At 71.2% G+C, this 11,737-nt stretch carries 7 protein-coding genes; 5 read left to right on the forward strand and 2 right to left on the reverse strand.

Features of this window, described 5'->3' with window-relative positions; translation table 11 throughout:
• Nucleotides 1–12 precede the first annotated feature (12 nt).
• Genes KIK09_RS05310 through KIK09_RS05325 form a run of 4 tightly spaced genes read left to right on the forward strand, consistent with a single transcriptional unit; the run spans nucleotide 13 to nucleotide 4,829 of the window.
• On the forward strand, nucleotides 13–651 hold the full coding sequence (locus KIK09_RS05310; protein ID WP_214317471.1) for an acyltransferase: 639 nt from the start codon (nucleotides 13–15) through the stop codon (nucleotides 649–651).
• 9 nt (nucleotides 652–660) lie between these two features.
• A complete protein-coding gene (locus tag KIK09_RS05315) occupies nucleotides 661–1,785 on the forward strand; it encodes an NAD(P)H-dependent flavin oxidoreductase (RefSeq protein WP_214317472.1) in 1,125 nt (374 codons plus the stop codon).
• A gap of 34 nt (nucleotides 1,786–1,819) precedes the next feature.
• Complete coding sequence (locus KIK09_RS05320; protein ID WP_214317473.1) at nucleotides 1,820–2,566, forward strand: GntR family transcriptional regulator; 747 nt, start codon at nucleotides 1,820–1,822, stop codon at nucleotides 2,564–2,566.
• 10 nt (nucleotides 2,567–2,576) lie between these two features.
• On the forward strand, nucleotides 2,577–4,829 hold the full coding sequence (locus KIK09_RS05325; protein WP_214317474.1) for an ATP-binding cassette domain-containing protein: 2,253 nt from the start codon (nucleotides 2,577–2,579) through the stop codon (nucleotides 4,827–4,829).
• A gap of 4 nt (nucleotides 4,830–4,833) precedes the next feature.
• On the opposite strand, the gene KIK09_RS05330 is transcribed toward KIK09_RS05325, so the two are convergent.
• Both KIK09_RS05330 and KIK09_RS05335 read right to left on the reverse strand, forming a co-directional pair.
• Nucleotides 4,834–6,891 (reverse strand): ATP-binding protein, encoded by a 2,058-nt coding sequence (locus KIK09_RS05330; RefSeq protein ID WP_214317475.1) that lies wholly within the window; start codon nucleotides 6,889–6,891, stop codon nucleotides 4,834–4,836.
• The gene (locus KIK09_RS05335; RefSeq protein WP_214317476.1) at nucleotides 6,888–9,215 is read right to left on the reverse strand and encodes an ATP-binding protein; all 2,328 of its coding nucleotides are present in this window, start codon (nucleotides 9,213–9,215) and stop codon (nucleotides 6,888–6,890) included. The genes KIK09_RS05330 and KIK09_RS05335 overlap by 4 nt, the downstream gene beginning before the upstream one ends.
• Before the next feature lie 155 nt (nucleotides 9,216–9,370).
• Between KIK09_RS05335 and KIK09_RS05340 the strand changes: the two genes are divergently transcribed.
• Complete coding sequence (locus KIK09_RS05340; protein ID WP_214317477.1) at nucleotides 9,371–11,698, forward strand: LuxR C-terminal-related transcriptional regulator; 2,328 nt, start codon at nucleotides 9,371–9,373, stop codon at nucleotides 11,696–11,698.
• Nucleotides 11,699–11,737: the final 39 nt, after the last annotated feature.

Raw genomic sequence — 11,737 nt, forward strand, 5'->3', positions numbered from 1 at the left:
ACTTTGGGCGCTATGTCACTAGTGGGCGCGCTGATTCACCGCGCATACGGGTTGGTCCGCAAGGCGGGCGCGATCAGCCCCGCCAACCCCGCCGGTTACAGTTTCCGGCGCCTGGGCGACGGTGTGAGCATCGCGTTCCCGCCCGGGGCGATCTTCGGCGAGCGGTGGATCGAGATCGGCGACCACACGCTGATCGGCGAGCGCGTCTCGCTCTCGTGCGGCATGGGCCCGGGGGTGGATCTCGGCCCCGACTCGATCCTGCGCATCGGCGGCAGCTGCTCGATCGGGCGCGGCAGCCACATCGTCGCCCACCAGTCGATCGACATCGGCGACCACGTCTTCACCGGGCCGTACGTCTACATCACCGACCAGAACCACGTCTACGACGATCCGGACATGCCGATCGGCAGGCAGTGGCCGCGCAACAGCCCGGTCTCGATCGGATCGGGCTCGTGGCTGGGGACGGGCGCGATCATCCTGCCGGGCACGCGGCTGGGCAGGCAGTGCGTGGTGGCGGGCGGCGCGGTGGTGCGCGGCGAGTTCCCCGACCACAGCGTGGTCGCGGGCGTGCCGGCCAAGCTCGTGCGCAGCTACGACCCGGACAAGGGCTGGCACACTCCCGAGGTGGACCTGGACCGAACATCGTTCTAGAGTCGTGTCATGCGGAGCGCCATCTGCGAACGGTTCGGTGTCGAGTTCCCGCTCTTCGCCTTCAGCCACTGCCGCGACGTGGTCGCCGCGGTCACCAACGCGGGCGGTTTCGGCGTCCTGGGCGCCGTGGCCTACACCCCCGAGCAGCTCGACACGGAGCTGACCTGGATCGACGAGCAGGTGAACGGCAGGCCGTACGGGGTCGACGTGCTCGTGCCCGGCAAGATCGAGGCGGCGGCCGTGGCCAAGGATGCCCATATTTCCGACTTCATTCCGGAACGGCATCGCGACTTCGTCGCCCACCTTTTCACGAAATATCAGGTCCGAGGCGATTCGGGCGGGCTGAGCGGCTCCGCCGACGAGTTCGGCAGGCGGGTGACCGCGGCGGGCGCCACCGGCCTGATCGACGCGGCTCTCAAGCACCCCATCGGCCTGATCGCCAGCGCGCTCGGCCCTCCCCCACCCGAGATGGTGTCGCTGGCCCGTGACCGGGGCGTCCCCGTCGCGGCGCTGGTGGGCACGGTCGAGCACGCCAGGCGCCAGGTCGCGGCCGGCGCGGACCTGATCGTCGCGCAGGGCACCGAGGCGGGCGGGCACACCGGCGAGATCTCCACGATGGTGCTGGTGCCGCAGGTGGTGGACGCGGTCGCGCCTGTCCCCGTGCTCGCGGCGGGCGGCATCGCCTCGGGCCGCCAGATGGCCGCGGCGATGGCGCTGGGCGCGGAGGGCGTCTGGTGCGGCTCGGTCTGGCTGACCACCGAGGAGGCGGAGACCGCGCCCGCGGTCAAGCGGAAGATGCTGGCCGCCTCGTCCCTGGACACCACCAGGTCCCGCTCGCGCACGGGCAAGCCCGCCCGCCAGTTGAAGTCCGCCTGGACCGCCGAGTGGGACGAGGGCGGGGAGAGCCCCGGCCCGCTCGGCATGCCGTTGCAGATGCTGGTGGCCGAGGGCGCGATGGCACGCATCAACGCGGCCGCCGAACGCGGCGTGCCCGGCGCGGTCGAGCTGGCCAACTACTTCGTCGGCCAGGTCGTCGGCCAGCTCAACCAGGTCAGGCCCGCCCGCGAGGTGGTCTACGACATGATCAGCGAGTTCTCCGAGGCCCTGGACCGCCTTTCGCGCATCACCGGATGAGCCGGTACGGCCGGCCGCGCCGTACCCTGGCTGGATGGGCAATCCGGCACCCGAGCTGCGTCGCGGAACCGGCGTGCCCGCGCACGTCCAGATAGAGCGCTGGCTGCAGGAGGCGATCTCCGCGGGCGAGATGGCGCCGGGCGACCGCCTGCCGGGCGAGCGGGAGCTGGCGGCGGGGCTGGGCGTGAGCCGGATGACGCTCAGGCAGGCGCTGGCCACGCTGGAGGGCAAGGGCGTGCTGATCAGGGTCCCCGGCAGGAACGGCGGGGCGTTCGTGGCCGAGCCGCGCGAGGAGTTCGATCTGACCGGGCTGGCCGGTTTCACCGAGCAGATGCGCAGGGCCCACCTGAAGGCCGAGGCCACGATCCTGGTGGCGGCCACCGTACGGGCTCCCGCGAAGGCCGCGCGGGCCCTGGAGCTGGCCCAGGGCAGCCTGGTGCACGAGATCGTCCGGATCAGGTCGGCGGGCGGCTCCCCCGTCGCGCTCGAGCACTCCTACTTCCCCGCCGAGCCCCTGCCCGGCCTCCTGGAGGAGGATCTGTCCGGCTCCATCTACGACATACTGAAACATCGGGATCTGTCGCCGCACACGGCCGTCGAATACCTGGATCCCGTCATCGCGACCCCCGACCAGGCAGGGCATCTCGGGATCGAACCCGGCGCCCCGCTGATGCGCATCGAACGCACGGCCCACACCGCGGCGGGAATTCCTGTCGAACACGCGCACGATTTGTTCCGGCCCGATAGAGTCCGTATCTCCGTACAGTGTACGACTCATTGAGGAGGCGCGCGTGGAGCGGGCGGCCGCGGACAGCCATGACGTCATCGAGGTCAGGGGGGCCAGGGAGAACAACCTCAAGGATCTCTCACTGGAGATCCCGAAACGCCGCCTGACGGTCTTCACCGGGGTGTCGGGATCGGGCAAGTCGTCGCTGGTCTTCGGCACCATCGCGGCCGAGTCGCAGCGGCTGATCAACGAGACCTACACCGCGTTCCTGCAGTCGTTCATGCCGAGCATCGGCAGGCCCGACGTGGACGCCCTGCACAATCTGAGCGCCGCGATCGTGGTGGACCAGGAGCGGATGGGCGCCAACTCCCGCTCGACGGTCGGCACAGCCACCGACACGCTCACGATGCTGCGGATCATCTTCAGCCGGATCGGCACGCCGCACGTCGGCACCTCGGGGGCGTTCAGCTTCAACCTGGCCGAGGGCATGTGCCCGGTGTGCGAGGGGCTGGGCCGGGTCTCGGACATCGACGTCGGCGAGCTGGCCGACAGGAACCTGTCGCTCAACGAGGGCGCGATCACGGTCCCCAACTTCGGCGTCGACTCCTGGTACTGGCGGGTGATGGCCGAGTCGGGGCTGTACGACCCGGACGTGAAGCTGAAGGACTTCACCCCGCAGCAGTGGGACGACTTCCTCAACAAGCCCAACACCAAGATCAAGATCGGCTCCCACAACATCAACTACGAGGGCCTGCTGGTCAAGGTCCGCCGCCTGTACGTGGACAAGGACCGCGAGAGCAACCAGGCGCACATCAAGGCGTTCCTGGAGCGGGCGGTGAAGTTCGCGCCGTGCCACGAGTGCGGCGGGGCCCGGCTGAACCAGGCGGCGCTGTCGTCCAGGATCGACGGCCGCAACATCGCCGAGTGCGCGGCCATGCAGCTCAGCGACCTGGCCGAGTTCATCAGGGCCATCTCCGACGCCGGTGTCGCGCCACTGGTGGCCACGCTCGGCCACACGCTCGACTCGCTGGTGGAGATCGGGCTCGGCTACCTGAGCCTGGACCGGGAGTCGGGCACGCTGTCGGGCGGCGAGGCGCAGCGCGTCAAAATGGTCCGCCACCTCGGCTCCAGCCTGAGCGACGTCACCTACGTCTTCGACGAGCCCACGGTCGGCCTGCACCCGCACGACATCGAGCGGATGAACAACCTGCTGCTGCGCCTGCGCGACAAGGGCAACACGATCCTGGTCGTGGAGCACAAGCCGGAGACGATCCAGATCGCCGACCACGTCGTGGACCTCGGCCCTGGCGCGGGCTCGAACGGCGGCCAGCTCTGCTACAGCGGCGACGTCGCGGGCCTGCGCGCCTCGGACACGCTCACCGGCCGCCACCTCGACCACCGCGCCAGGCTGCGCCCGCAGGTACGGCAGGCCACCGGCCACCTGCCGATCCGCGGCGCGGGCCTGCACAACCTGAAGGACGTCAGCGTGGACGTCCCGCTGGGCGTGCTGACGGTCGTGACCGGGGTGGCCGGGTCGGGCAAGAGCTCGCTCATCCACGGCTCGCTGTCGGGCAGGAACGGCGTCGCGGTCGTCGACCAGTCGGCCATCCGCGGCTCCCGCCGCAGCAACCCGGCCACCTACACCGGCCTGCTCGACCCGATCAGGACCGCCTTCGCCAAGGCCAACGGCGTCAAGGCGGCCCTGTTCAGCGCCAACTCCGAGGGCGCCTGCCCACACTGCAAGGGCATCGGCCTGATCTACACCGACCTGGCGATGATGGCCGGGGTCGCCTCGGTGTGCGAGGAGTGCGAAGGCAAGCGCTTCACGCCTGAGGTGCTGACCTACAAGCTCAACGGCAGGGACATCAGCGAGGTGCTGGACATGCCGGTCGCCGAGGCGGCCGCGTTCTTCCCGCACCCGATCCTGGACCGGCTGACCGATGTCGGGCTGTCCTACCTGGGGCTGGGCCAGCCGCTGACCACGCTGTCGGGCGGCGAGCGGCAGCGGCTCAAGCTGGCCATCCAGATGGCGGAGAAGGCCACCACCTACGTGCTGGACGAGCCCACGACCGGCCTGCACCTGGCCGACGTGGACCAGCTGCTGGCGCTGCTCGACCGGCTGGTCGACGCGGGCGACTCGGTGATCGTCATCGAGCACCACCAGGCCGTGATGGCGCACGCCGACTGGATCATCGACCTGGGCCCGGGCGCCGGATCCGACGGCGGGCAGGTCGTCTTCACGGGCACGCCGCACGCCCTGATCGCGGAGGCCGACACGCTGACCGCCCGCCACCTGCGCACCTACGTCGGCGGATGAGAGGTCAGGCGCCGACCGCGTAGACCGCCGTCCCGGGTTCCAGACTGTGTCTGGCGCCGTCGCGGAACGTGGCGGTGAAGGCGCGCTCGCCCAGGTGGCGGCGCGCCTGCTCGGTGCAGCGCTCGTGCCAGAACGCCTGGGGCGACAGTCCCGCCGGGGACACCTCGATCGCCTGCCACAGCGCGTGGGCCGCGCCGAGCAGCCAGGCGGCCCGCTGGTGATCCTCGCGAGCGCAGGCGGCCCACGCCAGCACCTCCAGGCACTGCGCCAGGCACCAGCGGTCGCCGACCTCCCTGGTGAACTCGGCGGCCTCGCTCACCAGTTCCTCGGCCCTGCGCCAGTCGCCCTGGTTCCATGCGGTGATGCCGAGCGAGAGCTGGGCGTAGCCGCGTGACACCACCGCGTGATGCGCCTCGCACAGCGCGAGGAACTCTTCGGCGGACGCGGCGGCCCGCACGGGGTCCTGCGCGGCTCCGAACATGGCCGCGTAGTAGAGGCTGAAGGCCGCGCCGTCGAGGTCGCCGGCGGCGCGATGGAGGGCGAGCGACTCCTCCAGGAGGGCGAGGCCACGCTCGGGGTCCCCGGTGGAGAACGCGGCGACGCCCGCGGTTCTGACGGCGAACGGCAGGACGCTCTCGTTGCCCGGCCGGCGCGCCAAGGTGCGGCATTCCTCGATCCTCGGCAGCGCGGCCTCCAGGTCGCCCTGGCGCAGGGCGAACATGCAGTCCACCCAGAGCGCCATCCCCCGGGCGGTGCCTGCCGGCACCAGGTCCAGGCCGCGCTCCAGCCAGTACCTGCCCTCGGTGAAGGAACCGGCCAGGAGCCAGTAGCCCCACAGGGCCGTGGCGGTCTCCAGTCCCTTGGTCGCGGTGCCCGGGGCGCTGAAGCACAGCTCGAGCGCCGCGCGCAGGTTGGGCACTTCCGCAAGGATGACCCGGACATGGTCGAGCTGGTTCGGTCCGATCTCGTCGATCCGGTTGCTCCTGGCCAGATCGAGGTAGTGGTCGAGGTAGCGTGCGCGCAGTGCCCGCGCCTCCTCCCGCTCCAGGCGCTCTGCCCCGTAGGCGCGGATGCTCTCCAGCATGCGGTACCTGAGCCCGGCCTCCCACGGCTCGCCGGCCAGCACCGACTTGTCGACCAGCCCGGCCAGCAGGTCGACCACGTCGGCGAGTTCGATCCCGTCGCCGGCGCACACCGCCTCGGCGGTGTCGAGATCGGTGCCGCCGGGAAAGATCGACAGCCTGGCCCACAGCCGTTGTTCGGCCTCCGAACAGAGCTCGAAGCTCCAGTCCATGGTCGCGCGCAACGTCCGGTGGCGTGACAGGCCGGAGGGACTCCCGCTGATCGGCACGTCGAAGCGCTCGTCCAGCTCGCCGACGACCTGCTCGAGCGGGCGGGTGCGCAGCCGTGCCGCGGCCAGCTCGATCGCCAGCGGGATCCCCTCCAGGCGCTGGGCCAGCCGCACCACGCAGGTGGCGTTGCCCGCGTCGAGCGAGAAGCCGGGCAGCGCGGTGGCCGCGCGCTCCAGGAACAACCGCACGGCGTCGTGCCGCGCGATGTCGCGGCGCGGCCCGCCGGCCTCGGGCACGGACAGCGGGGGTACGGCCAGCACCTGCTCGCCGGGCACCCCCAGGGTCTGCCGGCTGGTCGCCAGGATCCGCAGCCGGGGGGCGCCGCGCAGCAGCCGGTCGGCCAGGACGGCGCAGTCCTCGAGCAGGTGCTCGCAGTTGTCCAGCACGATCAGCATCCGCTTGTCCGACAGGAAGACCACCAGCGCGGCCAGCGGGTCGGACCCCGCGTTCCGCAGGCCGAGCGCCGTGGCCACGGCCGTCGCGAGCAGGTGGCCGGATTCCAGGCCGGCCAGCTCGATCACCTCGACGCCGTCCGGGTACTTGTGCGCGAGCGCTTCGGCGACCCTGCGCGCCAGCCGCGTCTTGCCGACGCCGCCCGTGCCGGTCAGCGTCAGCAGCCGCGCGCCGTACAGCATCCGCCTGACCTGCGCGGCCTCGTGCCTGCGCCCTACGAACGGGGCCTCGTCCGCGTGCCGGTCCGCGCGGCTCACGGCGTGTCCCCGGACGGGCCGCGGTCGTCGGCGGACCGCTCCTGCTCGCTGACCCACGCGGCGATCTGGACCCGCGAGTTGAATCCGAGCTTGGACAGGATGTGCTCGACGTGTCCCTCGGCGGTGCGCTGGGCGATCACGAGCTTGGCGGCGATCGCCTTGTTGCTCATGCCCTCGGCCACCAGCCGGGCGATCTCCATCTCCCTGCGGGTCAGCGGTGACGGCCGCCGCGACGGCTCGCCCTCCGGCGGCTCCTCCCGCATCGCGTACTCCACCACCTCGTCGGGTGTGAGCTCCATGCCCTTGCGCCAGACGGTATCGAACTTCCTGGCGCCGAGCAGGTCCCTGGCGGTCTTCTCACAGGCCTGGTGCGCCGACGCGAGGTAGCCGAACAGGGGCCCCCCGAAGGAGCGCCACATCTCCTTCAGCGCGCTCAGCAGCAGGGTCGCCCGCTCGCCGTCTCCGTCATCGCAGTACATCCACGACAGGGCCTCGACGCACAGGGCGAGGCCCAGCCGGTCGTCGAAGGGTTCCTTGAGCCGCAACGCCTGGCGTTCGAGCTCGACCGCCCGCTGCGTGTCGCCCTGCTTCCACACCTCGACCCCGTAGGCCCACAGCGCGTAGGAACGGAACCAGTTCTCCTGGCGCGGTTCGCAGATCGCCAGGACCTCCTCGAACGCCTCCATCGCCTGCTCGCGGAAGCCGAGCAGCGAGCGCACCGTGGCGACGTAGATCAACGAGTTGGCCACGCCCATCTGGTCGTCCGCCGCGCGCCCCAGCTCCAGCGCGTCGCTCAGTGACGACAGCGCCTCGGCGAAATCCTGCCGCAGCAGCGCGCTGAGGCCGGCGACGTAGGACACGCCACCCCGGATCGCCGGGTCGCCGAACCGGGAGGCCAGTTCCCTGCTCTCCTCCAGCAGCGCCGCGGCCACCGCGAAGTCGCTCTGCAGGACGGCGAGCCGCGCCTGCAGGCACAGCGCCGCGGCGCGCGCCGGGGCCGCCCCGGTGTCTGCGGCCAGCAGGCGCTCGAGCCAGCTCCTGCCCTCGTGCGGGGAGTTGGCCGCGATCCAGTAGAAGCGCAGCGCCGCGGCCAGGGCCAGGCCGGATTCCGCCTGTCCCGGCACGGCCAGGCAGTAGTCGAGCGCGGTGCGGAGGTTGTCGTGCTCGGTGCGCAGCCGTGCGTACCAGGCGACCTGGTCAGGGCCGAACCAGTCCCGCTGCGCGTGCAGGACCAGCTCCTGGTACCAGTCGCGGTGCCGGCGCCGCAGCCTGCCCTCCTGGCCGGACTCGCGCAACCGGTCCCTGCCGTACTGGCGGATCGTCTCCAGCAGCCGGAAGCGCACCGTCGAGCCCTGCTCCTCCCTGATCAGGATGGACTTGTCCACCAGGCCGATCACCAGGTCGACGATCTCGTCCCTGTCGATGCCGTCGCCGGAGCACACCTGCTCGGCCGCCTCAAGATCCAGGCTCCCCGCGAACACCGACAGGCGGGCCCACAGCGTCTGCTCCTGCTCGGCGCACAGGACGTAGCTCCAGTCGATCAGCGCCCGCAACGTGCGCTGGCGGGGCAGCACCACCCGCGATCCCGCGCTGAGTATCCCGAAGCGGTCCTCCAGCCTGGAGACCAGCTGCTGCACGGAGACCACGCGCAGCCGCGCGGCCGCGAGCTCGATGGCCAGGGGCATGCCGTCCAGGGCCCGGCAGATCCGGGTCACGGCGTCCCTGTTGCCGTTGGTGACGCTGAAGCCGGGCAGCACGCTGCCGGCCCGCTCGGCGAACAGCCGCACCGCGTCCGACTGCTCCAACGGCACGTCGGCGTCCGGCAGCGGCAGCGGAGGCACCACCATCGCCTGCTCGCCCGCGACGCCCAGCGCCTGCCTGCTGGTCGCCAGGATGCGCAGCTCGGGCGCGGCGCGCTCCAGGGCGTCGACCACGACGGCGCAGTCGTGCAGCAGGTGCTCGCAGTTGTCCAGCACCAGCAGCAGCTGCTTGTCGCGGACGTGTTCCGTGAGGATCTGCAGCAGGGGCCTGGTGGTCAGATCCGTGATCCCCAGCGCGTCGCACACCGCCTCGGTCAGCAGCTCGGGGCCGTCCAGCGCGGCGAGCTCCACCAGGCACACGCCGTCGCGGAAGGCCCGCCGTACGTCTGCCGCGACGCGCAGGGCCAGGCGGGTCTTGCCGACGCCGCCCACACCGATCAGCGTCACCAGCCTGGAACCTGCCAGTAGACGCTTGACCTCGGCTATCTCATGCCGCCGGCCCACGAAGCTGGTCAGCTCGACCGGTAGCCCGCGAACCTGCGGCCCCTTCGACGCCACCCGCATGTACGCTCCACCCGCTCGGGCCCTCGGGGACCTGAGCCGACAGAACCCAGATTACGCCTGGGCCGTATCCGCTTGTATTCGGGTGTAGACCTGCGCATACCCTGAAGGATGACGGTTCGGCACCGAGCCGCCGGTGGCCGGCCCGGCGAGATGACATGACTGCGACGACCAGCAGCGCCTCTCGCCGGCAGCAGATAGTCAGGCTGCCGGCCGAGGTGACCAGCTTCGTAGGGCGTCGGCACGAGGTGGCCGAGGTCAAACGTCGCCTGTCCATGTCGCGTGCGGTGACGCTGACGGGTGCCGGCGGCGTCGGCAAGACGCGGCTCGCGCTGCACGTCGCTCTGGAGGTGGCGCGCGACTTCCGGGGCGGCGTCTGGTTCGTGGAGCTGGCCGCGGTGGAGAACCCGGACGTGCTCCCCCAGATCCTGATCGAGGCCCTGGAGATCCGCGACCACAGCCGCAGTTCACCCGTGGACGTGCTCGCGGAGTACCTGCGGGACAGGCGGGCTCTGATCATCCTGGACAACTGCGAGCACCTGGTGCACGAGTGCGCGGTGCTGGCCGAGACGCTGCTGCGCCGCGCGCCCGAGCTGCGGATCCTGTCCACGAGCCGGGAGGCGCTCAGCTTCGCGGGCGAGCAGACGCTGGCGGTTCCGACGCTTCCGCTGCCCGACCTCGACGGCGCGAACGTGCCGGCCGAGGAGCTGGCCCAGGGTGACGCGGTCTGCCTGTTCGCCGAGCGGGCCAGGGCGGTCCTGCCCACGTTCGCCATCACCGAGGACAACAAGAACGTGGTCGTCGGCATCTGCCGGCGGCTGGACGGGCTGCCCCTCGGCATCGAGCTGGCCGCGGTCAGGCTGCGGGCGCTGTCGGTGCACCAGCTGTACGAGCGGCTGGACGACAGGTTCCGGTTGCTGACCGCCGGGTCGCGGGCCGTGCTGCCGCGCCACCAGACGCTCCGCGCGCTGATCGACTGGAGTCACGCCCTGTGCTCGGAGAAGGAGCAGCTGATGTGGGCCCGCGTGTCGGTGTTCGCGGGCGGGCTGGACCTGGAGGGGGCCGAGGCGGTCTGCTCCTTCGGCGGCATCGAGCGCGAGGAGGTCATCGAGCTGGTGAGCGGCCTGGTGGACAAGTCGGTCCTGATCCGGGAGGAGCACGGGTCGCGAGCGCGCTACCGGATGCTGGAGATCATCCGCCAGTACGGCCTGGAGAGGCTCGCCGACAGCGGCGAGGCGGCTCAGGTGCAGCAGCGGCACCGCGACTACTACAAGGCGCTGGCCGCCGAGGGACGGGAGCAGCTGTTCGGGCCTTCGCAGGTGGCCTGGTTCGCCAGGTTGCAACTGGAGCACGCCAACCTGCACGTCGCCCTCGAGCGGTTCTTCGACACGCCCTCGGACGCCGCCGCCGGCCTCGACATGGTCGCCGACCTCCTCTACCACTGGATCAGCGGCTTCTACCTGCGCGACGGCCGCCTGTGGCTGGATCGAGGGCTCGCCGCCACCCCGGAGCCGAGCGAGGTACGCGCGCGGGCGCTGTGGGCCAACGCCTGGCTGACCATCATCCAGGCCGACACCGCCTCGGCCACCAGGATGCTGGAGGAGAGCCGGTCCATCGGGGAGAAGCTGGGGCTCTCGCCGGTCCTCGCCTACGTGGCGCTCTTCTGCGGGATGATCGCCATGTACGGCGGCGACTCGGACGCGGCCATCGCGCACTACCAGGAGGCCCTGGAGCGGCACCGGGCCAACGACGACCCCGTGGGCACGGCGCTGGCGCTCATCCGGCTGTCGATGGCCCACTCCTTCCGCGGCGACTCGCCGACCGCCGTCGCGCTGGGCGAGGAGTGCCTGGCCGTGTGCGACGCCCACGAGGAGGGCTGGCACAAGGCGTACATGATGATGGCGCTCGGCCTTGAGGTCTGGCGCCAGGGCGACACCGAGCGCGCGACCAAGCTCGAGACGCAGAGCCTGACCTTCAATCGCGCGCTCGACGATCCGCTGGGGGTCGGCGTCAACCTGGAGGTGCTGGCCTGGATCGCCGCCACCGACAAGCAGTACCGGCGGGCGGCGGAGCTGCTCGGCATCCTGGAGACCATCTGGCACGCGATCGGGGCGCCGCTCTCCGGGTACGGGCACCTGGCGCGATACCACGACGAATGTGTGGCCATGACCGTCAAGGCGCTGGGCGACGCGGCGTTCGCCGCCGCGTTCAAGCGGGGCGCCCGGCTCTCCTACGGCGACGCGCTCGCCTACGCGCTCCAGGAGGACAAGCGCGTGGACGAGCGGTCTGCGACGCCGCTGACCCCGCGGGAGACGGAGATCGCCCAACTCGTGGCCCAGGGGTTGACCAACAAGGAGATCGCCGCCTCCCTGGTCATCTCGCAGCGCACCGCGGAGGGGCATATAGAGCACATACTTAGCAAGCTCGGCTATCGCTCCCGGGCCCAGATCGCCGTCTGGGTGAAGGAGCAGGACCGTCCTGACTAGTACGGCTTAGTACGGCAGGGGCCGTCCCGACGGAGTTCG

The organism is Nonomuraea sediminis, assembly GCF_018531495.1.
GTDB lineage: Bacteria > Actinomycetota > Actinomycetes > Streptosporangiales > Streptosporangiaceae > Nonomuraea > Nonomuraea sediminis.

Bases quoted from the DNA above. Each gene is read 5' to 3' on its own strand.
- KIK09_RS05320 (WP_214317473.1), top strand. From the start codon at position 1,820: ATGGGCAATCCGGCACCCGAGCTGCGTCGCGGAACCGGCGTGCCCGCG.
- KIK09_RS05335 (WP_214317476.1), bottom strand. From the start codon at position 9,215: ATGCGGGTGGCGTCGAAGGGGCCGCAGGTTCGCGGGCTACCGGTCGAG.
- KIK09_RS05315 (WP_214317472.1), top strand. From the start codon at position 661: ATGCGGAGCGCCATCTGCGAACGGTTCGGTGTCGAGTTCCCGCTCTTC.
- KIK09_RS05340 (WP_214317477.1), top strand. From the start codon at position 9,371: ATGACTGCGACGACCAGCAGCGCCTCTCGCCGGCAGCAGATAGTCAGG.
- KIK09_RS05310 (WP_214317471.1), top strand. From the start codon at position 13: ATGTCACTAGTGGGCGCGCTGATTCACCGCGCATACGGGTTGGTCCGC.